This window comes from Streptomyces sp. NPDC046887, from assembly GCF_040644755.1.
GTDB classification, from domain to species: Bacteria; Actinomycetota; Actinomycetes; order Streptomycetales; family Streptomycetaceae; genus Streptomyces; species Streptomyces lichenis.
On sequence record NZ_JBEYXH010000001.1, the window covers coordinates 332,262 to 358,665 of the forward strand.

20 protein-coding genes, 1 tRNA gene and 2 pseudogenes are annotated in these 26,404 nt (G+C 72.7%); 11 read left to right on the forward strand and 12 right to left on the reverse strand.

The features are described from left to right. Positions 1-79 precede the first annotated feature (79 nt). Positions 80-1,639 (forward strand): DHA2 family efflux MFS transporter permease subunit, encoded by a 1,560-nt coding sequence (locus ABZ945_RS01475; protein ID WP_361262888.1) that lies wholly within the window; start codon positions 80-82, stop codon positions 1,637-1,639. Between the two features lie 264 nt (positions 1,640-1,903). Here ABZ945_RS01475 and ABZ945_RS01480 read toward each other — a convergent pair whose 3' ends face one another. The 3 genes from ABZ945_RS01480 to ABZ945_RS01490 all read right to left on the reverse strand — a co-directional run bounded on the left by ABZ945_RS01480 (position 1,904) and on the right by ABZ945_RS01490 (position 5,229). Beyond that, positions 1,904-2,662: a DUF6227 family protein gene (locus tag ABZ945_RS01480; RefSeq protein WP_361262090.1), complete on the reverse strand. Its 759-nt coding sequence runs from the start codon at positions 2,660-2,662 to the stop codon at positions 1,904-1,906. 150 nt (positions 2,663-2,812) lie between these two features. After that, a complete protein-coding gene (locus ABZ945_RS01485) occupies positions 2,813-3,901 on the reverse strand; it encodes a P1 family peptidase (protein ID WP_361262891.1) in 1,089 nt (362 codons plus the stop codon). A 68-nt stretch (positions 3,902-3,969) separates the two neighbouring features. Then, a complete protein-coding gene (locus tag ABZ945_RS01490; protein ID WP_361262093.1) occupies positions 3,970-5,229 on the reverse strand; it encodes a low temperature requirement protein A in 1,260 nt (419 codons plus the stop codon). Between the two features lie 142 nt (positions 5,230-5,371). On the opposite strand from ABZ945_RS01490, the gene ABZ945_RS01495 reads away from it, so the two are divergent. Together ABZ945_RS01495 and ABZ945_RS01500 are read left to right on the forward strand one after the other, a co-directional pair. Next, entirely contained in the window at positions 5,372-5,962 is a 591-nt protein-coding gene (locus tag ABZ945_RS01495) for a pyridoxamine 5'-phosphate oxidase family protein (RefSeq protein WP_361262096.1), read from the forward strand. Positions 5,963-6,029: 67 nt separating this feature from the next. After that, positions 6,030-6,254: a hypothetical protein gene (locus ABZ945_RS01500; RefSeq protein WP_361262099.1), complete on the forward strand. Its 225-nt coding sequence runs from the start codon at positions 6,030-6,032 to the stop codon at positions 6,252-6,254. Between the two features lie 166 nt (positions 6,255-6,420). Here ABZ945_RS01500 and ABZ945_RS01505 read toward each other — a convergent pair whose 3' ends face one another. The 5 genes from ABZ945_RS01505 to ABZ945_RS01525 form a co-directional block, all read right to left on the reverse strand. After that, positions 6,421-6,954: an RcpC/CpaB family pilus assembly protein gene (locus ABZ945_RS01505; protein WP_361262102.1), complete on the reverse strand. Its 534-nt coding sequence runs from the start codon at positions 6,952-6,954 to the stop codon at positions 6,421-6,423. A gap of 304 nt (positions 6,955-7,258) precedes the next feature. Continuing rightward, entirely contained in the window at positions 7,259-8,281 is a 1,023-nt protein-coding gene (locus tag ABZ945_RS01510) for an S-methyl-5'-thioadenosine phosphorylase (protein ID WP_361262105.1), read from the reverse strand. Positions 8,282-8,379: 98 nt separating this feature from the next. Next, complete coding sequence (locus ABZ945_RS01515; RefSeq protein WP_361262108.1) at positions 8,380-8,727, reverse strand: FmdB family zinc ribbon protein; 348 nt, start codon at positions 8,725-8,727, stop codon at positions 8,380-8,382. A gap of 68 nt (positions 8,728-8,795) precedes the next feature. Continuing rightward, positions 8,796-10,085 (reverse strand): MFS transporter, encoded by a 1,290-nt coding sequence (locus ABZ945_RS01520; protein ID WP_361262111.1) that lies wholly within the window; start codon positions 10,083-10,085, stop codon positions 8,796-8,798. Between the two features lie 327 nt (positions 10,086-10,412). Continuing rightward, positions 10,413-12,347 carry a potassium/proton antiporter gene (locus ABZ945_RS01525; RefSeq protein WP_361262114.1) on the reverse strand — a complete coding sequence of 645 codons (1,935 nt, stop codon included), beginning with the start codon at positions 12,345-12,347 and terminating at the stop codon, positions 10,413-10,415. 372 nt (positions 12,348-12,719) lie between these two features. Here ABZ945_RS01525 and ABZ945_RS01530 point away from each other — a divergent pair, with 372 nt between their 5' ends. After that, the gene (locus ABZ945_RS01530; RefSeq protein ID WP_361262117.1) at positions 12,720-15,689 is read left to right on the forward strand and encodes a penicillin acylase family protein; all 2,970 of its coding nucleotides are present in this window, start codon (positions 12,720-12,722) and stop codon (positions 15,687-15,689) included. Between the two features lie 211 nt (positions 15,690-15,900). Here the strand turns inward: ABZ945_RS01530 and ABZ945_RS01535 are convergent, their stop codons facing one another. Next, on the reverse strand, positions 15,901-16,581 hold the full coding sequence (locus ABZ945_RS01535) for a 5-formyltetrahydrofolate cyclo-ligase (protein WP_361262120.1): 681 nt from the start codon (positions 16,579-16,581) through the stop codon (positions 15,901-15,903). 143 nt (positions 16,582-16,724) lie between these two features. Here ABZ945_RS01535 and galU point away from each other — a divergent pair, with 143 nt between their 5' ends. The 7 genes and pseudogenes from galU (at position 16,725) to ABZ945_RS01570 (ending at position 22,261) form a co-directional block, all read left to right on the forward strand. Then, entirely contained in the window at positions 16,725-17,636 is a 912-nt protein-coding gene (galU, locus tag ABZ945_RS01540) for a UTP--glucose-1-phosphate uridylyltransferase GalU (protein WP_361262123.1), read from the forward strand. Then, positions 17,633-18,958, forward strand: coding sequence for a gephyrin-like molybdotransferase Glp (gene glp / locus ABZ945_RS01545; RefSeq protein WP_361262126.1), 1,326 nt, complete (start codon positions 17,633-17,635; stop codon positions 18,956-18,958). Before galU ends, glp begins: the two co-directional genes overlap by 4 nt. A 75-nt stretch (positions 18,959-19,033) precedes the next feature. Further along, positions 19,034-19,546: pseudogene (gene moaC / locus ABZ945_RS01550) on the forward strand (cyclic pyranopterin monophosphate synthase MoaC); the annotation flags it as partial. Positions 19,547-19,665: 119 nt separating this feature from the next. Beyond that, positions 19,666-20,271, forward strand: a complete 606-nt coding sequence (locus ABZ945_RS01555; RefSeq protein ID WP_361262129.1) for a MogA/MoaB family molybdenum cofactor biosynthesis protein — start codon at positions 19,666-19,668, stop codon at positions 20,269-20,271. Then, positions 20,268-20,894 (forward strand): GNAT family protein, encoded by a 627-nt coding sequence (locus tag ABZ945_RS01560; protein WP_361262132.1) that lies wholly within the window; start codon positions 20,268-20,270, stop codon positions 20,892-20,894. Before ABZ945_RS01555 ends, ABZ945_RS01560 begins: the two co-directional genes overlap by 4 nt. A gap of 164 nt (positions 20,895-21,058) precedes the next feature. Continuing rightward, a complete protein-coding gene (gene glpR, locus ABZ945_RS01565) occupies positions 21,059-22,114 on the forward strand; it encodes a gephyrin-like molybdotransferase receptor GlpR (RefSeq protein WP_361262135.1) in 1,056 nt (351 codons plus the stop codon). Positions 22,115-22,187: 73 nt separating this feature from the next. Next, positions 22,188-22,261 (forward strand) — tRNA-Ala (locus ABZ945_RS01570). 231 nt (positions 22,262-22,492) lie between these two features. On the opposite strand, the gene ABZ945_RS01575 is transcribed toward ABZ945_RS01570, so the two are convergent. From ABZ945_RS01575 to ABZ945_RS01585, 3 genes and pseudogenes are all read right to left on the reverse strand, one after another. After that, the gene (locus tag ABZ945_RS01575) at positions 22,493-22,666 is read right to left on the reverse strand and encodes a hypothetical protein (protein ID WP_361262138.1); all 174 of its coding nucleotides are present in this window, start codon (positions 22,664-22,666) and stop codon (positions 22,493-22,495) included. A gap of 289 nt (positions 22,667-22,955) precedes the next feature. After that, a complete protein-coding gene (locus tag ABZ945_RS01580; RefSeq protein ID WP_361262141.1) occupies positions 22,956-24,716 on the reverse strand; it encodes an ABC transporter ATP-binding protein in 1,761 nt (586 codons plus the stop codon). Next, positions 24,713-26,329: pseudogene (locus tag ABZ945_RS01585) on the reverse strand (ABC transporter ATP-binding protein). The gene ABZ945_RS01580 and the pseudogene ABZ945_RS01585 overlap by 4 nt, the downstream one beginning before the upstream one ends. Between the last annotated feature and the right edge of the window lie 75 nt (positions 26,330-26,404).

Here is a 26,404-nt window from a genome sequence, read left to right on the forward strand (position 1 = left end):
CCACATCAGCCCCGCCGGACGCCCGGAGGCCGCCGCGCCCCCGGGCGACCGGCGCCGCTGGCTGGCGCTCGCCATCGTCATGACCGCGGCCTTTATGGACCTGGTCGACGTGACGATCGTCAACATCGCCATCCCCAGCATCGAGCGGGACCTGTCCGCCTCCTTCGGCGCCATCCAGTGGGTGACCGCGGGCTATGCGCTGGCGTTCGCCGCCGGACTGATCACCGGTGGACGGCTCGGCGACATCTACGGCCGCAAGCGGCTGTTCCTGGTCGGGATAGCCGGCTTCACCCTCGCCTCCGCGCTCTGCGGCTTCGCCGCCAACCCGGAGATGCTGGTGGCCTCCCGGCTGCTCCAGGGCGCGATGGCCGCGCTGATGGTGCCCCAGGTGCTCGCCATCGTCCATGTCACCTTCCCGGCGCATGAACGCGGCAAGGTCTTCGGCCTGTTCGGCGCGATCGTGGGGCTCGGCGCGGTGTCCGGCCCGCTGCTGGGCGCGCTGCTCACCCAGTGGAACCTCTTCGGCCTGGAGTGGCGGCCGATCTTCCTGATCAACCTGCCGGTCGGCATCGCCGGTCTGATCCTCGGCCGGAAGTACATCACCGAGTCCAAGGCGGGCCGGGCCCTCCGGCTGGACCTGGTCGGGGTCGCGCTGGTGACGCTGGGCCTGCTGATGCTGATCTACCCGCTCACCCGAGGCCGCGAGCTCGGCTGGCCGCTCTGGGGCCACCTCTGCATGCTGGCCAGCCCGTTGGTCTTCGCGGTCCTGGTGGCGTACGAGCGGTACAAGGCCCGCAAGGACGGCTCGCCGCTGATCGAGCTGTCGCTGTTCAAGGTCAAGAGCTTCGCCGCGGGTATCGCCGTACAGCTCACCTTCGGCGTCGTCCTGGGTGTGTTCTTCCTGGTCTGGACGCTGTACATGCAGATCGGACTGGGCTGGACCCCGCTGCGGGCCGGTCTGACCGGGGTGCCGTTCTCCATCGCGGTCTCGGTCGCGGCGGGCATCTCGGTGCAGAAGCTGGTACCGCGCTTCGGCCGCAAGGTGCTCCAGACCGGCGCGCTGACGATGGCGGCCGGACTGCTGCTCTACATCTGGGAGGCCGACCGGTACGGCACCGGCATCCACTCCTGGCAGATGATCCTGCCGCTGGTGGTCATGGGCGCGGGCATGGGCCTGATCGTCGCCCCGCTGACCGACGCGGTGCTCTCCGAGGTGCCGCGCGAGCACGCCGGCTCCGCCTCCGGGCTCATCAACACCACCCAGCAGATGGGTACCGCGCTCGGACTCGGCCTGGTGTCGGTGGTGTTCTTCGACACCGTGGACGACGCGGCACCGCGAACCCCGGCCGAGGTCGGCGGGGCGTTCACCGAGGCCTTCCAGGGCGCGCTGTGGGTGGTCGCGGCGGTGCTCGGCGCCATCTTCCTGGTGATGTTCGCCCTGCCGCGCCGGCCCAAGCAGCACCAGGAGACCGCCGGCCTGGAGCCGGACGCCTCCGCACCGGCGCCCGCCGGGAACGAAGGGGGCGCTGGCGCCACCGAGGCCACCAAGGTCGCCGATGCCCCCGAGGCCACCAAGGTCGCCCAAGCCGCCGAGGCCGACCGGGAGCCCGTCTCGGCGGGTCGGGGCGGCGGCCGCTGAGCCACGCTCCCCAGCGGGGCCGGGCAGGCCCCCGCCCGGTCGGTGTCCGGCCGGGGGCGCCCGGCCGCTGACCGGCCGCCGAGGGTCCCGGGTCACCCCCGGGGCCCTCGGCGGTTCACCGCATGCGGGACACCACCCGAGGGCCGTAGGCAGTCCCGCCGCAGGATCGGGCCCCGGGAGGGACTTGGCGCCGGGAGGGATTTGGCCCCCGGGAGGGGCTGGGCCCGAAGGACCGGGCCCCGCTGAAGAATCGGCTCCGTGGGCTCACCGCACCCGGGCGCGGTGCTCCATCGCCTCGCGGGCGGCGCGCTCGTGCTCGTACACCTCGCACATATGGCGGCCGTCGGGGGTCGCCGTGTGCTCTACCTCCCAGAGGCTGGTCTCGCTGCCGTCCAGCAGCAGGAAGGCGTGCTCGTACAGGGTGAAGCCGATGTACCGGTCGGCCGGCCCGCACTGGCGGCCGAAGACCTGCCGGATGTGGTACGCGAAGGCACCCCGCAGCCGGGCGGCCGTCCGCTCGCCCGGCCGGTCCGCGTTCTCCGCGCGGCGCAGCACCCGGCGGGCGTGGTCCGCCGCCCCGTCCGGCTCGCAGGTCCACGGGGCCACCGCCGGGCGCCCGTACACCGCCACCGTGTCCTGCGGCACCTCCAGGGTGTCCAGGTCGAGGGAGAGCCCGGCCGGGTGCGGCCAGGCACCGAACCCGTCCGGCAGCCGGGAGGCCGCCAGCCGCAACTCCGTCTCATCGGCATACAGCTCGTGCTGGTCGCGGCCGTCCCGCCCGGTGTTGTGCACCAGCTCCCACAGGGTCAACGAGGAGCCGTCCGCCAGCAGATAGGTGTGCCGGTGGGTCAGCCGGTGCCGGGGGCCGCTGTGCACGCAGGAGTGCAGCGAACTGGCGTGGGCCAGCGCCGAGTCCAGCCGGTCGACCAGGAAGTCCGGCAGGTCGAAGGAGTTCAGCGCCCGCCCCAGCAGGCGCTCGACATGCGTCTCGGTCGTCTCGTACTGCTCATCCGGAACGTTCAAGAGTGAATCTCCAGGCCGTCGCCGCGTGTCACACGATGCTTGCTCAAGGTAGTCCCTGGGTCTGACAACGTGTCCCGGCTTCCGCGAAACGAAGGGCGCGCATGGCGAGTTCCCGCGCCCCCCGAGCCCGCCCCGGGTACCCGTCCTGCCCTACCTCCGGTGCCACAGCTCCCGGTACGAGGGGAAGTCACCGCCGGGTCCGGATACCGGCTCCGCGGCCCGCACCGCCCGGACGATGGCCCTGGTCACGACCGTCGCGGCCGCCGACAGCAGGGAGTTGAGCGCCAGCGGACCGTCCGCCTCCGGCAGGGGCCGGGCGCCCGTCGCCAGGGTGAACACCGTGTCCCCGTCGTTGAGCAGATGCACCGGCCGTACGGCGCGCGCGATGCCGTCGTGCGCCGTGCCCGCGAGCTTCCGCGCCTGGGCGCGGGACAGTTCGGCGTCGGTGCCGACCACCGCCAGCGTGGTGTTGAGCGGCGGCGGGCCGCCCCGCTTCCCGGCCGCCTCCGCCAGCCGGCGCACCGCGGCGGCGTGAACGGCCGGATCGGGTACGGTCAACGGCCCGTCCCCGTAGGCCCCGTAGAGCACCCCGGTGTCCGGGTCCACCGCCGAGCCCACCGCGTTGGCCACCACCAGGGCGCCCACCGTGAGCCCGGAGGGCAGCACCATGGCTGCTGTGCCCACCCCGCCCTTGAGCCCGCCGATCACCGCGCCGGTGCCCGCGCCCACGTTCCCGCACTCCACCGGGGCGCCCTCGGCGGAGGCGGCCGCCGCCTCCACGGCGGCCCGGCCGGTCGCGGGGTCCGGGCGGGCCCGCCAGTCGCCGCCGCGGCCGAGGTCGAACACACAGGCCGCCGGGACCACCGGCACCACCTGCGCGGGGTCCGGCCCGACCCGCACCCCGCGGCCCCGTTCCTCCAGCCAGGCCATCACCCCGGCCGCGGACTCCAGCCCGTAGGCGCTGCCGCCGGTCAGCACCACGGCGTCGATGCGCTGGACGACGTTACGGGGATCCAGCGCGTCGGTCTCCCGGGTGCCGGGCCCACCACCGCGCACATCCACCGCCGCGACCGCGCCGCCCTCCGGGGCCAGCACCACCGTCGTCCCGCTCAACGCCCGCTCACCCGGCACCCGGGCATGCCCCACCCGCAGCCCAGGAACATCCGTCAGCCCATCGGCCCGGCCCCCGTCCTTCCGGACCCCGTCCCCCCGGCCCTCGTCCCCCCGGCCTCCGCCCATCCGGCCCTCGTCCTCCCGGCCCCCGTCCATCCGGGCTCCGTCCATCCCAGCGCTGCCATCAGCGTGTGTCATCCCTCCTGCGTACCACGCCCACCGTCCACCGCGCCCGGGTTTCCCCGCCCCTCCGCCTCCGCCTCCGCCTCCGCCTTGGCCTTGGCCGCCCGAGCCGCCCGCGCCGTGAGCGACACCCCGACCACCACCGCGCCCGCCGCCACCAGCCCCGCCGCGAACACCCCCCACTTCCCGGCGAGGGTGCAGAGCAGAATCCCCAGCGCCGCGCAGGGCAGCACCAGTTGCTGCGCCATCCCCGCCTTGAAGTACCGCGCGTGCAGCCCCCAGACCAGCAGCAGATACAGCGCCGCGGGTAGGGTGACCGCCGCCGCGGCGGCCGTCGCCGACAGATGGGCCACCCCGACCGCCTGCTCGACGGCGACCTCGATCCCGGCGCCGATCGCCGCGGCCGCGCCGAGGATGCCGTAGTGGCCGTAGCCCCAGATGAAGGCCTGGCGGCTGGAGAGCAGCCGCTGGTGCGCCGGGACCACGAAGTACACCCACCAGGCGGCGAAGACCAGCAGCAGCCCGCCCACCGCGATCGGCAGCAGCTCGGCCAGCTCGTCGCTCTCCGCGACCCCGGTCTTCACCGCCACGGTGGCCGCCGCGATCGTCTCGCCCAGCACGATGATGGTGAACAACCCGTACCGCTCGGCGATGTGGTGCGGGTGCCACTTGGAGGCGTGGTGCCGTTCGGCGAGCGGCGGTACCGCCAGCTCGGCCAGCGCCATCACCAGGAACACCCAGGGGCGGGCCCCTTCCGGCGCCAGCACCAGCGCCGTCCACCCGACCTGGCAGAGCAGCACCCCGCCCGCGTACCGCCGCGCCATGGTCCGCTCGGGCCCGGAGGCGTGATGGGCGGCGCGCAACCAGTGCGTGGCCATCGCCAGCCGCATCACCAGGTAGCCGAGCCAGACCACCAGGAAGTCGTGCTCCTCGAAGGCCCGGCTCACCCCGGCCGCCAGCACCAGCACGCCCGCGATCTGCACCAGGGTGACGACCCGGTAGAGCGCGTCGTCGTTGTCGTACGCCGAGGCGAACCAGGAGAAGTTCATCCAGGCCCACCAGATGGCGAAGAAGACCATGGCGTAGTTCGCCACGCCCTCGCCCGCGTGGCCCTCGGCCACGGCGTGCACCAGCCCCGCCCCGGCCTGCGCGACCGCCACGACGAAGCAGAGGTCGAAGAACAGCTCCAGCGGGGTGGCGGCCCGGTGGGCCTCCTGGCGGCTGCGCGCCACCAGCGGACGCAGCGGGTGCTCGGGTGGTGTGGATGTCATGCCCCCAGCACACCAGACACCTCCGCCCCTCGCCTACGGACCTCAGGGCGGCAGACCCCCGGCCGTCATGACCCGGGCGGCGTGCCCATGCGCCACCGGGCGGTCCTGCATAGCCTCTTGTGGAGACGGAAGGGAGCGCCGCATGACTCCGCAGCAGCCCGGGAGCCGGCAGCAGCCCGGGAGCCGGCCCGGCCAGCAGCCCAGGACCGAGCTCGACGCCCGCTACAGCGCCGCGCTCAACCCGCGTCCGGGAGCCGAGAGCGTCACCGCCACCGACTGGGCCGAGGCCCAGCGTCGCATGCGGGACGCCGAGGTCTTCTGGATCACCACGGTCCGGCCCGACGGCCGACTGCACGTCACCCCGCTGATCGCCGCCTGGCACGACGGGGCGCTGCACTTCAGCACCGGAACGGGGGAGCAGAAGGCGAGGAACCTGGCCGGCAACCCCCACTGCGCCCTCACCACGGGGCACGCCTCGCTCTCCGAAGGCCTCGACATCGTGGTCGAGGGCGTGGCGGAACGGGTGACGGATCCGGCGCGGCAGGACGAGGTCATCGCCGCGTTCGAGGAGCAGTACGGGGACCACATCACCTCGCCGGACGGCACCTTCCACGGCTTCGGCGACACCATCCGCACCGGCGACGACCTGCTGTTCGCCGTGGCCCCCGGAACCGCCTACGGCTTCGGGCACAACGGCCAGACCTTCAGCCACACCCGCTACACCTTCCCGTAGCGCCGGGCCCGCCGGACGGAGGCGGGCGCCCGGACCGGGGGCCTGCCTCCGCCCGTACGCTGGAGGCATGAGGAACACCCACGCTCCGAGCAGCAGCCGGAGCACCGACGAGAGCGAGCCGAGCGGTCCGCCCGCCGAGAGGCCGACCACACCGGCACTGGTCTTCGACGATCCGCTGGACCAGCAGTCCTCGGACGACACCGACCGCGGCTGGGGCGAGCGGCCCCAGTCCGGTGGCAGCGCCGCCGACCTGGCCCGCTTCCTGGACGAGAAGCCGCCCCACCACCTCTGACCGCCGCCCCACCACTTCCGGCAGCCGCTCCACCACTTCCGGCAGCCGCCGCACCACTTCTGACAGCCGCCCCACCACTTCCGGCAGCCGCTCCACCATCTCCGGCAGCCGCTCCACCATCTCCGGCGGCCGTCCCACAGTCTCCGACGGCGGCCCGCCCCACTGCTCAGCACACGACCACCGCCAGCCGGGAGCGCCCGCCCGCACCGGCCAGCGCCGCGGCGGTCATCCGTGGCACGGAGAGGACCACCAGGGCGCCACCGCCCTCGTCACCCCGGCCGTGCCGGTCGGCGCGCGGCACCTCGGCCACCCTCACCGCCCGGGCCAGCACCCGGGCCGTCGGCTCCTCCTCGGAAGCGCCGCCCCAGGGCCGCGCGGACGGCCCGAGCGGCGCGGCGATGACATCGACCCGGTCGCCGGGCCGCAGCAGCCGCACGGTCTCCGCGTCCGCGATCCGCACCGGTGCCGCGACCAGCTCCGCCGATCGCGCCGGGCGGCGCTCGGGCTGCGCTGCCGCCGCGATCCGCGGCCCGTCCCCCTCCCCGGGCCCGCGCTGCCCGGAGGCGGCCAGGGCGGCCGCGGTCACCGCCAGTCCGGCGGCCATCGCCCGCCGTCTCCTGCGGACCGCGCGCCGCAGCCGGTGGCGCCCACCGCGCACCCGCAGCGGGGTGAACCCCGGCACCCCATGGGCCCCGGGCACCGACGCGAAGGAAGACGACGCAGACGGCAAAGGGGACAGAGCCGAGGGAGAAGGAGGACCGGAGGCCGAGGGAGAAGGAGGACCGGAGGCCGAGGGAGAACGAGGAACCGAGGTCATGGGGCCACCACCAGCGGAGACGCGGAGCCGGGAGGACTCCGGACGACAGGAAAGGCGCGCCGGCAGTTCGCCGACGCGCCTCACGATCCCGTACGTCTTCCGATCCCGCTCGGGCCTGTGGACAACCCCGTCACGGCCCCGTCCCGAGCGGCCCGGTTGTGGACAACCCGCTCACCCAGGCGGGCGGTCAGGGCAGCTCGATGCCCAGGTCCCAGCCGTCGTGGACCCGGGTGCACAGGCAGGACCGGCTGCCGTTCTCGGGCAGGGCGGCGATTGCGTCGAACAGCACCTCGCGCAGCCGGCCCAGGTTCTCCCCGAAGACCCGCAGCACCTCGGCGTGCGAGACGCCCTCGCCGGTCTCCGCGCCCGCGTCCAGGTCCGTCACCAGGGCCAGTGAGGTGTAGCAGAGTCCCAGCTCACGGGCGAGGACCGCCTCCGGGTGCCCGGTCATGCCCACGACCGCCCCGCCCATCGCCGCGTGGAAGCGCGACTCCGCCCGGGTGGAGAAGCGCGGGCCCTCCACGACCACCAGGGTCCCGCCGTCCACCGCCGCCCAGTCGCGGCCGTGCGCCGCCGCCAGCGCCACCTTCCGCCCGATCGGGCAGTACGGGTCCGCGAACGTGGTGTGCACGACGTTGGGCACCGTGCCGTCCGGCAGCGGTTCGCCGTCGAAGTAGGTCTGGGCGCGGGCCTTGGTACGGTCCAGCAGCTGGTCCGGGGCCAGCAGCGTGCCCGGGCCGTACTCCGGGAGCAGCCCGCCCACCGCGCAGGGGCCGAGCACCTGGCGCACCCCGGCGGCCCGCAGCGCCCACAGGTTGGCCCGGTAGTTGATGCGGTGCGGCGGCAGATGGTGGCCGCGGCCGTGCCGGGGCAGGAAGGCCACCCGGCGCCCGGCCACCTCTCCGATGAACAGGGAGTCGCTGGGCGTCCCGTACGGGGTGGCGACCGTCACCTCGGTGACATCGTCGAGGAAGGAGTAGAGGCCCGAGCCGCCGATGACGCCGATCTCGGCCCGTGGGGCCGGGGCCAGGCCTTCGAACTCGGCCTCCGCGGCCGCCTCCGCCAGTGCCGCGTCCGCCGCGCGCTGGGCGGTGTCCACCGTGCCGGCCGGGACTCCCGCCCCCGCCTCGGCGGTGGCCGCCGGTGCCTCCGTGCTCGCTGCCTTCGCGTCGTTCCCCATAGCCGCGTCGTTCCCCATAGCGTTCGCCATGCCGTTCACCCTAACGGGGGGGGCGGACGGACGCGGTCGGGCAACGCGAACGGCCCCGCCGTACCCGTACGGCGGGGCCATGCGCGAAGCGCCAGGCGTCAGGCGGCGGAGCTGGAGGCCGCCGCCGACTTCGAGCCACCGGAGGAGCTGGAAGAACCAGACGAACCGGAGGAGGCCGAAGCCGAGGAGGACGAGGACGAGGAGTCCCCGGACGAGGAGGACGAAGACCCCGAGGGGGACTTCGACGCCGGCGAGCTGCTCGACGACGAGCCGCGGCTGTCGTTGCGGTAGAAGCCGGAGCCCTTGAACACGATGCCGACGGCCGAGAACACCTTCTTCAGGCGGCCCTGGCAGCTCGGGCACTCGGTCAGGGCGTCATCGGTGAACTTCTGCACCGCCTCAAGGCCCTCGCCGCACTCGGTGCACTGGTACTGGTAGGTCGGCACTTGTCTTCCTCCTGGCACTCTCACTCGATGAGTGCTAACGACGCTCCATAGTGACGTATTCCGCTCGATCAGTCCACCGTGACCGGCACGCGGTGACCGACGCCACGTGCGACCGTCCGGGCCACCGGCCGCGGAACGAGCCGGGAGCGCAGGCTCGCCAGGGTCAGCAGCGCCAGCGCCGTACCGCCCAACGGGACCAGGAAACCGGCGGTCGAGCCGTACCCGTCCGCGAGCTGCCCGGCCACCGTGACGGCCGACGCCTGGCCGAGCGCCACCGCGCCGGTGAGCCAGGTGAACGCCTCGGTACGGGCGGAGGCCGGCACCAGGTCGTCCACCAGGGTGTAGCCGCTGATCAGCGCGGGGGCGATGAAGACGCCCACCACCAGGCCGAGCGCGCCCAGCAGCGCCATGGAGGAGGTCGTCGTCCACAGCAGCGAGGCCGCGACGGCCAGCCCCGTGTAGCCGACGAGCAGCCGGCGGCGCGGGCCGTTCTTCCAGGCGATGGCGCCCACGGCGACACCGGCGAGCATGTTGCCGGCCGCGAACAGCCCGTACAGCAGCCCGTTGGCGCCCGGGTTGCCGATCTCCTCGGTGAACGCGGTCAGTGAGACCTGCATACCGCCGAAGACGGAGCCGATGCCGAGGAAGGCGACGGCCAGCACCCGCACCCCGGGCACCGAGAGCGCGGAGGCGTGCTCGGCCCGCTCCGAGGCGGTGACCAGGCCGTGCGCGGGCTGGGTGCGGCGCTGGGCGGCGAAGAGCAGTCCGCCCACCAGGGTCAGCGCCGCCTCGGCGACCAGACCGGCCGCCGGGTGGACGCCGGTGCACAGCGCGGTCGCCAGCACCGGGCCGACCACGAAGGTGAACTCGTCGGTCACCGACTCGAAGGCGGCGGCCGTCGACATCAGCGGGGACTTCTCCAGCGTGGCCGCCCAGCGGGCCCGCACCATGGGACCGACCTGCGGCACCGAGGCACCGGTCGGCACCGCCGCGGCGAACAGCGCCCACAGCGGCGCGCCCGTCAGGGCCAGCGCGACCAGCGCCGACACCGAGGCGGTGTGCACCAGCACGCCGGGGACGAGCACCGCGCGCTGGCCGTAGCGGTCGGCGAGCTTGCCGCTCTGCGGGGCGAACAGCGCCATCGAGACACCGGTCACCGCGGCGACGGCGCCGGCGCTGCCGTACGAACCGGTGGTGGCCTGCACCAGCAGCACGATGCCGATGGTGAGCATGGCGAACGGCTGCCGCGCGGCGAACCCGGGCAGCAGGAACGTCCAGGCGCCGGGGGTGCGCAGCAGGCGTCCGTAACCGGGACGCGCGGAAGCGCGAGAGGAGTCGGAGGCGACCGTGGATGCCACGGCGGCGGGCCTTTCTGCCGCCTGGTAGCGCGCCCCCCTGGGGTACCGGGGCGGCCGAGAGCTGTCCTCGTGCGCGGAACTGCGGTAGATACCGGCTCGCTCTGTACGTTCCGCACAGAGCGGCACCCTGGGGAGGGGATGTAGCGCCTCCCGGGCGTCACCGGCCGCCATACGGTCGCGCCAGCTCTGCGTCAGGCAGAGTTGGATCGATCAGTGTGCCTCTGATGGTACAGGGGAAGTGCAGGAAAAGCCTGGCATATGCCTGTGATCTCGCGGGTGATACGGCGGGCTGAGTGCCAGATCACGTCCGGGCCCTCCCCCCTGCCCTCACCCCTTCGTCCCCTTCTCCGTTCCTTTCTCTCCCTTCTCTCCCTTCTCCGGCTCGGAGTCCGGTTCGGGGCCCGGCCCGGAATCCGGGCTTGGGTCCGGCTCCGGAGCGCGGACGCTGCCCGACCTGCGGCGCATCCGGCCGAGCGCCCCGCCCGACACCCGGCGCACCGGCCCGTCCGCCACACCGCCGCCGCCCGCCCGGGACCGCGCCCCGCCGGCCGTACCGGCCCCCGCCCCCGTACCCAATTCCGTACCCGCACCGCTGGACCGACCCCCACCGGCGGCACCGGAAGCACCGGCGGCACCGGAAGCACCGGCGGCACCGGAAGCACCGGCGGCACCGAAAGCACCGGAAGCACCGGCGGCACCGACGGCATCAGAGGCACCCGACCAGCGCCCGCGCCCCGACCGCTTGCCGGCCGACCGCGCACTCCCCGTCCGCTTGGTGGCGGACCGCACCCCGCCGCCCGTACCGGCACGGCCGGAGGGACTACCGCCCGCACCCGTCCCCGTACCCAGCCAGTCGGCGAGCTTTCCGCCCTGGCCGACCGCCCGCAGCCGCCGCTCGGCCGCGTCCCGGACCGGGTCGGTGGCCACCACCAGCAGCTCGTCGCCGCGCCGCAGCACGGTCGAGGGCGCGGGCACGAAGCTCCGCTCGTCCCGTACCACCAGGGTCACCGCGGCCCCCGGGGGCAGCCGCAGCTCGGCGACCTCCACACCGTGCATCCGGGAGCCGTCCGGGATGGCCACCGAGAGCAGATGGCCGCGCAGCCGCTCCAGCGGGGCGGACTCGATGCCCAGGTCGGCCGCCTCGGCCGGGCGCCCGAGCCCCAGCGCCCGGGCGAGCCAGGGCAGGGTCGGCCCCTGGACCAGGGTGTAGACGACGACCAGCACGAAGACGACGTTGAAGATGTTCCGGCTGCCCTCGATCCCGGACACCATCGGGATGGTCGCCAGGATGATGGGCACCGCCCCGCGCAGCCCGGCCCAGGACATCAGCGCCTGCTCCTGCCAGGGGATGCGGAACGGCGCCAGGCTGAGCAGCACCGACAGCGGCCGGGCCACCATGGTGAGCACCAGCCCGACCATGATCGCCGGCCAGAAGTCGTCGCCCAGCTCATGCGGGGTGACCAGCAGCCCGAGCAGCACGAACATCCCGATCTGGGCGATCCAGCCCAGCCCCTCGGCGAAGCCGCGGGTGGCGGGGGCGTGCGGGAGCTTGGCGTTGCCCAGGATCACCGAGGCGACGTAGACCGCGAGGAAGCCGCTGCCGTGCAGCATGGCGCCGACCGCGTACGCCGCCACCGCGATCGCCATCACGGCGATCGGGTAGAGGCCGGAGGCGGGCAGCGCGATCCGGCGCAGTCCCAGGGAGCCGGCGGCGCCGACCACCAGCCCGACCACCGCGCCGATGGCCAGCTCCAGCACGATGGTGCCGAGCAGGGTGTACCAGGCGCCGACCGGGCCGACCGTGGAGAAGGCCACCACCAGGATCACCACGGGGGCGTCGTTGAAGCCGGACTCCGCCTCCAGCGCGCCGGTCACCCGGGACGGCAGCGGGAGCTTGCGCAGTACGGAGAAGACCGCCGCGGCGTCGGTAGAGGAGACCACCGCGCCGATGATCAGCGCCTGCCGCCAGTCCAGGCCCACCAGATAGTGCGCGGCCGCGGCCGTGACCCCCACGCTCACCGCGACGCCGACCGTCGACAGCACGGCCGCCGCGGGCAGCGCCGGCCGCATCTCCTTCCACTTGGTGCCCAGACCGCCCTCGGCCAGGATCACCACCAGGGCGGCGTAGCCGATCACCTGGGTCAGCTCGGCGTTGTCGAAGGCGACATTGCCGATCCCGTCCTGGCCCATGGCGACGCCGATCCCGAGATACAGCAGCAGGCTGGGCAGCCCGCTCCGGGACGAGACGCGCACCGCCGCCACCGCGACGAGCAGGACGAGGGCGCAGACGAAGAGGAGTTCGTTGAGCTGGTGGACAGTCAGTGGCCGATTCCTTTCCCGGCGGACCCTGGCGGACCCTTGCGGGCCTGAGGGCGGGCTGGTCGGTGGGTGCGCCGCCCGCCGCCGGATCGTCCCCCGGCGACCTTTCGGCGACGGCACAGCACTTCGTTACTTTACCTAATCATTAACGCTTCCTTGACGCGGGTCGGTGCCCGAGTGGTCACATCATCCCGCCCCCGGACGGTGCGGATCGGGATCAATGGGGCCTTACTGACACCGCGTCCGGACGGCTCAGGCGCTGCGCCTATGGTTGATCCAGCACTCCCGGACCAGCCTGCGCCTCGAAGGACAGCGATGCCCGCCAACACCACCGCCCCGGCCGCCAAGAAGAAGGGGCGACGCGCCCGACTGCTCGTGCTCGTGCTGGTGCTGGCCCTGGTCGGGGGCATCGGCTACGGCGCCTACTGGGGCGTCAGTACGGTACGCACGCCCTTCCCGCAGACCACCGGGACCCTGGAACTGGACGGCCTGTCGGAGCCGGTGGACGTCAAACGCGACGGCTACGGCGTCCCGCAGATCTACGCCTCCACCGACGAGGACCTGTTCCGGGCGCAGGGCTACGTCCAGGCGCAGGACCGGTTCTGGGAGATGGACGTCCGCCGCCATATGACCGCGGGCCGGCTCTCCGAGATGTTCGGCAAGGAGCAGGTCGAGACCGACGCCTTCCTGCGCACCCTGGGCTGGCGGCATGTCGCCCAGCAGGAGTACGACAAGCTGCTCTCGCCGGAGACCAAGAAGAACCTCCAGGCCTACGCGGACGGCGTCAACGCCTACCTCAAGGGCAAGGAGGGCGGCGACATCGCGGTCGAGTACACCGCCCTCTCCTTCGCCAACGACTACAAGATCGAGCCCTGGGCCCCGGTGGACTCGGTGGCCTGGCTCAAGGCGATGGCCTGGGACCTGCGCTCCAACCTCCAGGACGAGATCGACCGCTCGCTGATGACCAGCCGGCTCACCCCCCAGCAGATCAAGCAGCTGTACCCGCGGTACCCGTACAAGACGCACCGCCCGATCGTCGACCGAGGCGGCGTCGACCCCGCCACCGGCTCCTTCGACCCCTCCGCCGAGAACGAATCCGGAGCGGAATCCGATACGGGAACGGGAACGGGAACGGACAGCGGCACCGGTGACGGCTCCGGTACGGGTACGGGCCTGGGCTCCGGTACGGGGTCGGACTCCGGCACGGGTACGGGGACGGGCTCCGGTACGGGTACGAGCTCCGGCCTCGACACCGGCACCGGCACCGGCACGGGAACAGCCGGCACAGGCACCGACACAGGCACCGCCGGCACCGGCACAGGCACCGCCGACACCCCCCAGGGCGCGTCCGAGGGCTTCCGGACCCAGATGTCCTCCCTCGCCGGCTCCCTGGAGAAGATCCCCGCCCTCTTCGGCCCCAACGGCAACGGCATCGGCTCCAACTCCTGGGTGATCTCCGGCAAGTACACGACCACCGGCAAGCCGCTGCTCGCCAACGACCCGCACCTGGCGCCCCAGCTGCCCTCGCTCTGGTACCAGATGGGCCTGCACTGCCGGAAGGTGACCAACACCTGCGGCTACGACGTCTCCGGCTACACCTTCTCCGGGATGCCCGGTGTGGTCATCGGCCACAACCAGGACATCGCCTGGGGCATGACCAACCTCGGCGCCGACGTCAGCGACCTCTACCTGGAGAAGGTCACCGACAGCGGCTACCAGTACGGCGGCAAGGAGCTGCCGTTCACCACCCGCGACGAGACCATCAAGGTCGCCGGCGGGGGCAGCCGCACCATCACCGTGCGCACCACCAACAACGGCCCGCTCGTCTCCGACCGCAGCAAGGAGCTGGGCAAGGTCGGCGAGGAGGCCCCGGTGGACAACCTCGCCCCGGACCGCGGCGACGGCTACGCGGTGGCGCTGCGCTGGACCGCGCTGGAGCCCGGCAGGACCATGGACGCGGTCTTCAAGCTGAACCGGGCCAAGGACTTCCAGCAGTTCCGTGCCGCGGCCGCCGACTTCGCCGTACCGTCCCAGAACCTGATCTACGCCGACTCCAAGGGCGCCGAGGGCAACATCGGCTACCAGGCGCCGGGCCGTATCCCGGTCCGCCAGGAGGGCCACGACGGCACCCTGCCGGCGCCGGGCTGGGACCCCAAGTACACCTGGAAGAAGGAGTACATCCCCTTCGAGGAGCTGCCCTGGGAGCAGAACCCCTCCCGCGGCTACATCGTGACCGCCAACCAGGCCGTGATCGACGAGGACGAGTACCGCTACCCGCTGACCAAGGACTGGGGCTACGGCGCGCGCAGCCAGCGGATCAACGACCTGATCGAGGCGAAGACCAAGGACGGCGCCAAGGTGTCGACCGAGGACATGCGCGTGATGCAGACGGACTCCAGCAGCGAGATCGCCCGGCTGCTCACCCCGTATCTGCTGAAGATCGACTTCAGCGACCCGCACGTCCGCGAGGCGCAGAAGCTGCTGGAGGGATGGGACTACACCCAGGACTCCGACTCCGGGGCCGCCGCCTACTTCAACGCGGTCTGGCGCAACACCCTGAAGCTGGCCTTCGGCAACAAGCTGCCCAAGGAGCTGCGGCCCAAGGGCGAGTGCCTGACCGTGCCGCCGGCCGACTCCACCGGTCCGGCCGACGAGCAGGACCGGCTGGTGCGCGAGTGCGGCCAGCGGGACGCCGACACCGCCCAGCCGGACGGCGGCGACCGCTGGTACGAGGTGGTGCGCGGGCTGCTGAAGGACCAGGACAACGAGTGGTGGACCTCGGCCCGGAGCCGTACCCACGAGGCCACCAAGACCCGGGACGGGCTGCTGAAGCGGGCCATGGAGGACGCCCGCTGGGAGCTGACCGCCAAGCTCGGCAAGGACGTCTCCAGCTGGAGCTGGGGCCGGCTGCACCAGCTGAACCTGGAGAACCAGACCCTGGGCACCAGCGGCCCCGGGCTGCTGAAGACCCTGCTCAACCGAGGCCCGTGGAACCTCTCGGGCGGTGAGGCCGCGGTCAACGCCACCGGCTGGAACGCGGCCGGCGGGTACGGGGTGGTCTGGGTGCCGTCGATGCGGATGGTCGTCACCGTCGGCGACTGGGACAAGTCCCGCTGGATCAACCTGACCGGCGCCTCCGGGCACGCCTACAACGCCCACTACACCGACCAGACGGACAAGTGGGTCAAGGGCGAGCTGCTGGAGTGGGCCTACGGGCCGAAGGCGGTGGACGCGGCGACGGACGAGACCCTGGTCCTCACCCCGCCCGGCGGCAAGAACTCCTGACCGGCCCCCGTGCCTGTCGAACGGCCCCCGGCCCGGACCTCGCGTCCGTCCGCCGGGGGCCGCGCCCGTCTCCGCCGTGCCCTCCGAGCACCCCCCGTCCGGACCTCGCGTCCGTCCGCCGGGGGCCGCGCCGTCTCCCCCGTGCCCTCCGAGCACCCCCCCGTCCGGAACTCCCCCGGACGGGGGCCGTCCTCATGCCCTCCGAAGGCCCTCAGTCCCCGTAGCCGCCACCCGAGGCCCGGAACCGCAGGGTGACCTCGGGGGTGACCACGGTGTGCACCGGGTGGTCGTGCGGCTCCTCCGGGACGTGCTCCAGCACCTCGTCGGCGTACAGCAGCACCACCAGCGCCGGATCGACGCCGGCCCGGGCGATCCGGGCCAGCACCCGGTCGTACGAGCCGCCGCCCCGCCCCAGCCGCATCCCGCGCGCGTCCACCGCCAGCCCCGGCAGCAGCACCGCCCCCGCCCCGAGCACCGCCTCCGGGCCCAGCCGCGGTCCCGTCGGCTCCAGCAGCCCGCGCCGCGCCTTCGCCAGGGTGCCGGGGCCCTGGTACACCGCCCAGTCCAGGTCATTGTCTGCCAGCAGTACGGGCAGCAGTACGCGTACGCCCCGCTCACGCAGGGCGTCCAGCAGCGCCCGCGTCCCGGGTTCGCGCCCCACCGAGATATAGGCCGCCACCGTGCGGGCGCGGGTGAGCTCGGGCAGCGCCATCGCCGAACCGGTCAGAACCACGGCGGCCGTGTGGACGTCATCACTGGTCAGAAGGGCCCGTGCGGCGAGCAGTCGGCGGCGCAGCAGGGCCTTGTCGGACGGTACGGCCGCCGGCACGGCGTCGTCGGACGGAACGGTTCTCCCGGGCCCCGCGGCCTCGTCGGGCTGGTCGCCCACCATGATGACCTCACAAGCATGTCGTATGCAGAGCAATAGCGGAGCGCTCGTTGCTATGACGTGTCTATGTGTTTGTATGAGAGCAAGTAGGGCGAAAGGTGAAAATCATTAACCTTCCGCTCATAACGAACAGATATGGTTACCGCATGACTCAGTCGCACATCGGACTCAGCAAGGCTGTCATCCCCGCCGCAGGTCTCGGCACCCGGTTCCTGCCGGCGACGAAAGCCACTCCCAAGGAGATGCTGCCGGTCGTCGACAAGCCGGCCATCCAGTACGTCGTGGAGGAGGCCGTCGGCGCGGGCCTGTCCGATGTGCTGATGATCACCGGCCGCAACAAGCGCCCGCTGGAGGACCACTTCGACCGCAACTACGAGCTGGAGGAGGCCCTCAGCCGCAAGGGCGACACCGAACGGCTCGGCAGGGTCCAGGAGTCCAGCGACCTGGCCACCATGCACTACGTCCGCCAGGGCGATCCGCGCGGCCTCGGCCACGCCGTGCTCTGCGCCGCCCCGCACGTCGGCGACGAGCCGTTCGCCGTCCTGCTCGGCGACGACCTGATCGACCCGCGCGACCCGCTGCTCTCCCGGATGGTCGACGTCCGCGCGCGCGAGGGCGGCAGCGTGGTCGCCCTGATGGAGGTCGACCCGGCCCAGGTGCACCTGTACGGCTGCGCCGCCGTGGAGACCACCGCGGACAGCGACGTCGTCCGGGTCACCGGGCTGGTCGAGAAGCCCGACCCGGCCGAGGCGCCCAGCAACTACGCCGTCATCGGCCGCTATGTCCTCGACCCCGCCGTCTTCGGGATACTGCGCGAGACCCCGCCCGGCCGCGGCGGCGAGATCCAGCTCACCGACGCCCTGCAGAAGCTCGCCACCGACGAGAACGTGGGCGGGCCGGTGCACGGGGTGGTCTTCAAGGGCCGCCGCTACGACACCGGCGACCGCGCCGACTATCTGCGCGCCATTGTCAGGCTCGCGTGCGAACGTGAGGATCTGGGTCCGGAGTTCCGCACCTGGCTCCGCCGTTACGTCACCGAGGAGATGCAGAGCCTGTGAGCACGACCTGGTCGGTGGACGAGCACCTGGAGGACATCCTCCAGTCGGTCCACCCGCTCGACCCGATCGAGCTGCCGCTGCCCGAAGCCCAGGGCTGTGTCCTGGTCGAGGACGTCATGGTGCCCGTCGCCCTGCCGCCCTTCGACAACAGCTCCATGGACGGCTACGCGGTACGGGTCGCCGATGTCACCGGCGCCACCGAGGAGTACCCGGCGGTGCTGACCGTGATCGGCGACGTGGCGGCGGGCAGTGCGGGACTGCCCACCGTCGGCCCCGGCCAGGCCGCACGCATCATGACCGGCGCCCCGCTGCCGCCCGGCGCCGAGGCCGTCGTCCCGGTCGAGTGGACCGACGGCGGCACCGGCGAGGGCGCGGCCACCGGCATGCGCCCGGCCGGCGCCGCCCCCGAGGGGGCGAGCGGCGAGGTCCGCGTCCACCGCCCCGCCGAGGCCGGGGCGCACATCCGCCCCCGCGGCAGCGACGTACGCGCCGGTGACCTCGCCCTCTCCGCCGGCACCGTCCTCGGCCCCCCGCAGATCGGCCTGCTCGCCGCCATCGGCCACGGCACGGCCAAGGTGCGCCCCCGCCCCCGGGTGGTCGTCCTCTCCACCGGCAGCGAGCTGGTGCAGCCCGGCGAGGAGCTGGCCTCCGGCCGGATCTACGACTCCAACAGCTTCGCCCTGGCCGCCGCCGCCCGGGACGCCGGGGCCATCGCCTACCGGGTCGGCGCCGTCACCGACGAGCCCGACACCCTGCGCGCCACCATCGAGGACCAGCTGATCCGCGCCGATCTGCTGGTCACCACCGGCGGGGTCAGCGTCGGCGCCTACGACGTGGTCAAGGAGGCCCTCTCCACCGCCGGCTCCTTCGGCGATGAGGCGGAGCCGGACGAAGCGGCCCCCGGCGTCGACTTCCGCAAGCTGGACATGCAGCCCGGCAAGCCCCAGGGCTTCGGCGCCATCGGCCCCGACCGCACCCCGCTGCTCGCCCTCCCCGGGAACCCGGTCTCCTCCTACGTCTCCTTCGAGCTGTTCGTCCGGCCCGCGATCCGGGCCCTGCGCGGCCTGCGGGACGTCCCCGACGACGCCCGCCCCCGCCTGCGCGCCGCCGTCGCCGCCGACCGGGCCCTCACCTCCCCGCCCGGCAAGCGCCAGTTCCTGCGCGGGACCTACGATCCCGAGGCGGGCACCGTCACCCCGGTGGGCGGCGCCGGCTCCCACCTCATCGGCGCCCTCGCCCTCGCCGACGCCCTGATCGTCGTCCCCGAGGACACCGACTCCGTCGAACCGGGCCAGGAGCTGGAAGTCATCCTCATCGGCTGACCGGTACCGTATTGCGCGCCGTGCCTTCCCGGGGCGTCCCCGGGACCCCTGGGTCACACTGGTCGATACGGGGCAATGGCGCCGAACGCGAGGCGGAGTTCAGCAGTGAGTACGACGCAAGGCAGCGGACTGACCCATATCGACGAGTCCGGGGCCGCCCGCATGGTGGACGTCTCCGCCAAGGACGTCACCGCCCGCACCGCCCGCGCCACCGGCCGGGTGCGGGTCTCCCCGCGGGTGATCGAGCTGCTGCGCGGCGAGGGCGTCCCCAAGGGCGACGCCCTCGCCACCGCCCGGATCGCCGGGATCATGGGCGCCAAGCGCACCCCCGAGCTGATCCCCCTCTGCCACCCCCTCGCCCTCTCCGGCGTCACCCTCGACCTCTCCCTCGCCGACGACGCCGTCGAGATCGCCGCCACCGTGAAGACCACCGACCGCACCGGCGTCGAGATGGAGGCCCTCACCGCCGTCTCCGTCGCCGCCCTCACGGTGGTCGACATGGTCAAGGCCGTCGACAAGTCCGCCGTCATCAGCGACATCCAGGTGGAAGAGAAGACCGGCGGCAAATCCGGCCCCTACCACCGCACCTCCCCTGAAGTCCCCGAGGGACCGACCGGCGGCGTAGGCCCCACCGCTGCCCCCGCCCCCGCCCCCGAGCCCGGCGGCGCCACCGAGTGGGCCGCCGAACCGGCCGCCGAGGGCACCCGATGACCCCCCGAGCCGGCCACGTCACCGGCGCCCCCACCCCCCACCAACCGACCCCACCACCGCCATCCCACCAACCGACCACACCGCAGTCATCGCCCCCACCCCCGTCATCCCCCTCCGCCCCCCACCGCGCCCTCGTCATCACCGCCTCCAACCGGGCCGCCGCCGGGGTGTACGAGGACCGGGGCGGCCCGCTGCTCGCCGAGGGGCTGGCCCGGTTCGGCTTCACCGTCGACGGCCCCCAGGTCGTCCCCGACGGCGACCCGGTCGGCGCGGCCCTCCGCGCCGGGGTGGACGCCGGCTACGACGTCATCCTCACCACCGGCGGCACCGGTGTCTCGCCCACCGACCGCACCCCCGACGTCACCCGGGCCCTGCTCGACCACGAGGTGCCCGGCATCCCGGAGGCGATCCGGGCGTACGGCCGGGACAAGGTGCCCACCGCGGCGCTCTCCCGGGGCCTCGCCGGGGTCGCCGGCCGCACCCTGATCGTCAACCTGCCCGGCTCGCCCGGCGGGGTACGCGACGGACTGGCCGTCCTCGAACCGCTGCTCGGCCACGCGGTGGACCAGCTCCGCGGCGGCGACCACTCCAGGCCGTCATGACCCCCGGCTGGCCGGTGGTCCTGGTGGACGGACCGGTGACCCTGCGGCCGATAAAACACCGCGACCAGCGCGGCTGGCGGGAGGTCAACCGCCGCAACCGCGACTGGCTGCGGCCCTGGGAGGCGACCATCCCGCCGCCCGCCCCCGGTACCCCGTTCGCCCGCCGGCCCACCTACCGCCAGATGGTCCGCCATCTGCGCGTGGAGGCCGGCGCGGGCCGGATGCTCCCCTTCGTCGTGGAGTACGAGGGCCGGCTGGTCGGCCAGCTCACCGTCGCCGGGATCACCTGGGGCTCGATGTGCTCGGGGCACGTCGGCTACTGGGTGGACCGCGAGGTGGCCGGCCGCGGGGTGATGCCGACCGCGGTCGCCCTCGCCGTCGACCACTGCTTCCGCCGTGTGGGGCTGCACCGGGTCGAGGTCTGCATCCGCCCCGAGAACGCCCCCAGCCGCCGCGTGGTCGAGAAACTCGGCTTCCGCGAGGAGGGGCTGCGCCCCCGCTACCTCCATATCGACGGCGCCTGGCGCGACCACCTGGTCTTCGCCCTGACCGCCGAGGAGGTCCCCGAGGGTCTGCTGCGCCGCTGGCACCGGGCCGGCCGCACCGCCCACCCCACCAATTAATTCATACGTTCGAATTACTCCCCGCCTTTCCCCTCCCCCTCCCCTCCCTTCTCCCCCCTTTTCCTCCGACCGTCCGAAAAAATTTCGTTGATATCAGCCAGATCGTGCGACACACCGGCCCAATTGGGCGATGGCTTGATGCAAACCCCTCTACGGTGTGACACGTGAGCAGCAGCGGCCTCATCTACGCAGTCATCGTCGGGGCCTGGGCCGCCTACCTGGTGCCGATGTGGCTCCGCCGGCAGGACGAGTTGAACGAAGCCCGTCCGACGGAACGCTTCAGCACCGCCATCCGGCTCCTGTCCGGACGCGCCGGCATGGAACGCCGGTACGCCAAGGAGCTGGACCGGCGCAGTGCCGAGGGCCCGCCCGACGTGGACCCGGACGCCGAGACCGAGCATCTGGCCTCGGTCGACGTCCGGGCCTTCGCCGCGCCCCGGACCGAGGTACGCCCCGGCGCGCCGGACACCCCCGAGGCCCCGCCCGCGCGGCCCCCCGCCGACCGGCGCCCCCGCTCCGCCAACGGTGCCGCCGAACGCGCCCGCCGCACCAAGGCGCTGGCCCGCCGCCGCCGCACCACCGTGGTCCTCTTCGCCGCCTTCACCATCGGTGCCGTCGTCGCGGCCGTGGGCGGCCTCACCTTCCTCTGGGTGCCCGCCGTCCCCGCCATTCTCCTCAGCGCCTATATCGCCCATCTGCGCCGCCAGGAGCGCCGCCGGTTCGCCTACGTCATGGACCGCCGCCGCGCCGAGGCCGCCGCACAGCGGCTGCGCGAGAACCGGCCGCGCCGCCGCCCCGCGGCCCCCGAACCGCCCGCCGCCGACGCCGCCGAGCCGCAGCCCACCGCGCCGGAGCCCGCCGCCTCCCCCCTCACCCCCCAGGAGGCGGGCCGCCGCGCCCTGGTCGAGCAGACCGACCATGCCGAGTGGGTGGACCAGCAGCGCGACCAGGGCCCCTCCCGAGGCGACAGCTGGGACCCGGTCCCGGTCCCCCTCCCCACCTACGTCACCGCCCCGGTCGCCCCCCGGGCCACCAGCGGCGTGGACGTCACCGACCCCGACACCTGGTCCGCGGCCCGCTCCTCCGCCGCCGAGCCCACCCCGCCCCCGGCCACCCGCCGCAACCCCAACCCCAGCCCCCACCCCCCCCGCGCCCACGGCCGCACCCCGCTCTTCGACCAGTACGCCGACGACGACCGCCCCCGCGCCGCCAACGAGTAGCGGGCCGCCCTGGCCTGCGAGGACCGGATTTCGTCGTACCCCGATCGGGGTGCTAATGTTTCCCACGTCGCAAGGGCCTGTGGCGCAGTCTGGTAGCGCACCTCGTTCGCATCGAGGGGGTCTGGGGTTCAAATCCCCACAGGTCCACAGACGGGCCGTTCACGAGTCAGCTCGTAAGCGGTTCACGAGATCCCGCACGATCACTTCGATCGGGCGGGATCTCGTGGTTTCTGGGCTCGTCGGGAGGTCTGGGTGCTGGTGGCGGGGCGGTGTGGCGAGCGGGCTGCGCGTGCTTGCCTGTCCTTGGGCATGGGGAAGCACGCCGTTCGTGGTGATCAGCGTGCTTCTGCGATGTGGGGTTGTTCCGCGCGGGTTTGGTCAGCGGGTGTCGGGCGGTGGCGGGCGTCCCTTGGGCCGGGCATGCGGTACATCGGGATCAGCGAGTGGTGACAGGGTGCCGCTGGCGTCGAAGTCGGCCTCGATGAGTTCGTCGGGACCGTCGCGTTCTGTGAGCCAGGTCTCCAGGACGGTCAGGTTGGCGACCGTGAGCATGACGGCGAGGAGAAGGGCCTGGGTGACTTGCCCGGGGCCGGGCCGGTGCTTCGGGTTGCCGATGTCGAGCTTCCCGCTCTTGAAGCGCCCGTTGGCGCCTTCGTTGTGGCTGCGGATGGGCCGGTAGGTGTTGATCCACGGCGTATGCAGATAGTGGACGTCCTGGCGGTCGGTACTTGGCCATGCGCCAGTCGGCCGCTTCGGATGGGCGGGCCAGGGGAGCAGGCGGAGAGCAGAAGCGGGTACGCCCCCGAGGAGCGGACTCCCAGGGGCGTACCGTGCCGAAGACTCAGCTTTCGCCGTTCCACGACCGCCACAGATCCGAGTACGGCCCGCCCGCGCCGACCAACTCGTCGTGGGTACCCAGCTCGACGATGCGGCCGGACTCCATGACGGCGATGCGATCGGCGTCGTGTGCGGTCTGCAGCCGGTGGGCGATGGCGATGACGGTGCGGTCCGACCGGACGGCGGCCACTGCCCGCTCCGCCTGCCGGGCCGTCGTCGGGTCGAGCAGTGACGTGGCCTCGTCCAGGATCAGGGTGTGCGGGTCCGCCAGATGCACCCTGGCCAGGGTGAGCTGCTGTGCCTGGGCGGCCTCCAGTTCGACTCCGCCTGAGCCCAGCGGGGTGTCCAGGCCCTCCGGCAGTTCGGCCACCCAGTCCGCTTCCACTGACCTCAGGGCCGCGAGGACGGCCTCGTCGTCGGCTTCGGGCGCGGCCATGGTCATGTTGTCGCGAAGGGTGCCCATGAACACGTGGTGCTGTTGCGTGATGAGGACGATGCGGTTGCCCAGTTCGCCCGCCGCGGCCTGGTCCGCGACGGGTACGCCGCCGACCAGGACGTGGCCGGTGTCAGGGACGTCCACACCGGACAGCAACTTGCCGAGGGTGGACTTGCCGGCTCCTGACCGGCCGACCACCGCCAGCCGTTCACCGGGACGGACCAGCATCTCTACGTCCTTGAGGATCTCGTGCCCGGGGACGTAGGAATACCCCACGCCCTTGACCTCGATGAGGTCGTCCACAGGGGTCGGCACAGGAGCGTCAGCTGTGTGCGACACCAGCCCGACACCCTTGATGCGGGCGAACGAGGCGCCGCTGCGCTGCAGTTGTTCGACCCAGATGAGAATCTGGTTGAGCGGGTCGACCAGCTGCCACATGTACAGGCTGCCCGCCACCACGACTCCCAGGGAGATGGCGCCGTTGAGGTAGCCGAACCCGCCCACGAGCAGGATGAGCGCCATGGGCAGCGTGTGCGCGAACTCGGTGACCGGGAACAGCACCGTCCGTAGGGAGAGGGTGCGCATGCCGGCGCGGTAGGTGGTGTCGATGGCCTTGTCGAGGGTGCTGTTCCGCAGTTCGCGCAGCCCGTAGGCCTCGACGGTACGGGCGCCGCGCGCGGTGGAGTCGAGGATCTCGGAGACATCGCCGGCGGCCGCTCCCTCGGCGAGGTAGGCGTCGCGAGAGCGCGCGAGGTACCAGCGGCTCACGCCCCACACGATTGGCAGTCCCACGACCGAGCAGAGACCGAGCAGCGGGTCGAGGAGGAAGACCGCGGCGAAGATGAACACGACCTGGATGCCGGAGATGAACATGTCCGGAGCCGCATTGCGCAGCGTGGCCGCGACGGTCGAGACGTCCAGGGTGGTACGGGTGACCAGATCACCGGTGCTCACCTCGTCCGAGACACGCCCCGGCAGCGAGAGGGTGCGGTTGACGACCTCCTCGCGGAGCCTGGCGAGCGCGCGCTCGCCGAAGCGATGGGAGAGACCTCGCGCATAGCGCGACAACACCAATCGGGCCGCCGAGAAGCCCAGAACCGCCGCGGCCAGTCCGTCGGCTGCGGAGACGGACAGGTCACTGGACTCGACCCTGGTCACGATGCGGCCGAGGAGCCAGGGACCGGCCGCGCCGGCAAGCGCGGCAAGGCACGTCAGCAGCAGCATCGCGCAGACGGCGCCCGCGTCGTCCCTCAACATCTGCCAGCCGGCCTGGCGAACCGTCCTGGCATCGGCGATCGGCAGGCGGGGCGTCTTGTTGGACCTGCTCATCGGGACTGTCCTTCCATGGGCTGTGCCACGGCGGCTTCGCCAGGGATCTCGGTGCTGCCGCGGAACACCAGTGCCGCGTATCCCGGCTGGTCGGCGAGGAGCTCTCCGTGCGTACCGGTCGCCTGCACCTTTCCGTTCACGAGGTAGGCGACTTCGTCGGCCTGGCCGAGCACGAGCGGCGATGTGCTGACGACGAGGGTGGTCCGCCCATGCCGGTGCGCTGCCACCCGGGCGGCAACGGTTGCCTCCGTGTGCGCGTCCAGTGCCGACGTCGGTTCTACGAGCAGGAGCACTGCCGGATCCGCGAGCAGGGCCCGCGTCAGCTGCAGCCGCTGGCGCTGTCCTCCCGAGACGTTGCGGGCCTGATTCTCCAGGCGGGTGTCGAGCCTGTCGGGAAGCGCGTCGATGATGTCCTCCGCTGCGGCGGCGTGCAGCGCCCGCCGGATGTCCTCGTCGCAGCGGCCGGTGCTGCCGGAGACGACGGAACGCAGGGGGCCCGGGAACATATAGGCATCGTTGTCCGTGAGCAGAATGTGCCGCCTGAGAGCCGTGCGGTCCCAGTCGGACAGCTTGAGGTCCCCCCAGGAGGCCTCGGAGTCCGTGTAGCCGGCCAGCCGGTCCACCACGGCGCGCGGCTCGTCGGGACGGGCACCGACCAGAGCCGTCACTTTCCCTGGGGCCACCACCAGGCCCGATACAGGGTCGTGCAGCAGGCCGGGAGTGGCTGGGGGGTCGAGCCGGGTCCGGTGCTCCTCGGGAGCCGGCGCGAGCGCCAGGATGTCGACCACCCTCCGTGCGGAGACGAGCCCGCGCGGTAGGTCATCCGCCCCTTCGATCAAGGATGAGACGGGTACCAGCAGAGCGGCAACATATCCGTAGACCGCCACCAGCTCACCTACGGTGATGGCCCCACTGGCCGCCATCCGCGCGCTGATCCACGTCACCACGGCAAGGAAGACCATGGGCAGGCACGCGGTGAGTGCCTGGACCCAGCTGGTGATGGCAGCGACGCGGTATCCGAGGGGGACCAGAGCCTGGGAGCGTTCCCGCTACCGCCCGGCGAACAGGGGCTTGCCGCCGATCCCGTTGAGGACGCTCAGGCCGGCCACCATGTCGCTGGCGAGAGAGGTCAGAGCACCCTGGTCCTCCCGATAACGGCTTTCGGCGCCGTGCAGCTTTCCCAGCAGAGGGCCGACGGTCAGGGCCAGGGCCGGAACGCCGAGAAGGACCACCAAGGCGATGACGGCCGAGATCCGGACCAGCAGGACGGCAGTTGCGGCATACGCGATGACCGCACCTACGCCGGGTCCGGTGATGGTCAGTGTCTGGGCGATCCTGCTGATGTCGCCGGCTTGGAGGTGCGTGAGCTCACCCGCAGACACCTGTCGGGGCAGCGCCGACCCCAGCCGGGTGACGTGGCGGGTGACCACCTGGACCGTCCGGTAGGCCGCGTCCACACGGATGCGCGTCATGGTGCGGTGCCGCAGGATGCCGAGGATCGCTGTCCCGGCCCCGGTGACGACCACAGCTCCGATCCAGAGAAGCAGCATCCCGGTGTCCCGCGCCTTGAGCCCCTCGTCGATCGTCTTCGACAACAGGTACGGCGGAAGCATGAGCGCACACATCCACGTACTGCCCCACAGGGTGCCGAGCAGTACCCGCCTGTACTGACTTGTCGTCAGCCACCA

What these genes read in the sequence shown, in the direction of transcription:
- ABZ945_RS01475 (WP_361262888.1), top strand. Translation starts at nt 80, where the DNA reads ATGACCGCGGCCTTTATGGACCTGGTCGACGTGACGATCGTCAACATC.
- ABZ945_RS01485 (WP_361262891.1), bottom strand. Translation starts at nt 3,901, where the DNA reads ATGGGCGGAGGCCGGGGGGACGAGGGCCGGGGGGACGGGGTCCGGAAG.
- ABZ945_RS01490 (WP_361262093.1), bottom strand. Translation starts at nt 5,229, where the DNA reads ATGACATCCACACCACCCGAGCACCCGCTGCGTCCGCTGGTGGCGCGC.
- ABZ945_RS01495 (WP_361262096.1), top strand. Translation starts at nt 5,372, where the DNA reads ATGACTCCGCAGCAGCCCGGGAGCCGGCAGCAGCCCGGGAGCCGGCCC.
- ABZ945_RS01500 (WP_361262099.1), top strand. Translation starts at nt 6,030, where the DNA reads ATGAGGAACACCCACGCTCCGAGCAGCAGCCGGAGCACCGACGAGAGC.
- ABZ945_RS01510 (WP_361262105.1), bottom strand. Translation starts at nt 8,281, where the DNA reads ATGGCGAACGCTATGGGGAACGACGCGGCTATGGGGAACGACGCGAAG.
- ABZ945_RS01530 (WP_361262117.1), top strand. Translation starts at nt 12,720, where the DNA reads ATGCCCGCCAACACCACCGCCCCGGCCGCCAAGAAGAAGGGGCGACGC.
- ABZ945_RS01535 (WP_361262120.1), bottom strand. Translation starts at nt 16,581, where the DNA reads ATGGTGGGCGACCAGCCCGACGAGGCCGCGGGGCCCGGGAGAACCGTT.
- galU (WP_361262123.1), top strand. Translation starts at nt 16,725, where the DNA reads ATGACTCAGTCGCACATCGGACTCAGCAAGGCTGTCATCCCCGCCGCA.
- ABZ945_RS01555 (WP_361262129.1), top strand. Translation starts at nt 19,666, where the DNA reads ATGACCCCCCGAGCCGGCCACGTCACCGGCGCCCCCACCCCCCACCAA.
- ABZ945_RS01560 (WP_361262132.1), top strand. Translation starts at nt 20,268, where the DNA reads ATGACCCCCGGCTGGCCGGTGGTCCTGGTGGACGGACCGGTGACCCTG.
- ABZ945_RS01575 (WP_361262138.1), bottom strand. Translation starts at nt 22,666, where the DNA reads ATGCTCACGGTCGCCAACCTGACCGTCCTGGAGACCTGGCTCACAGAA.
- ABZ945_RS01580 (WP_361262141.1), bottom strand. Translation starts at nt 24,716, where the DNA reads ATGAGCAGGTCCAACAAGACGCCCCGCCTGCCGATCGCCGATGCCAGG.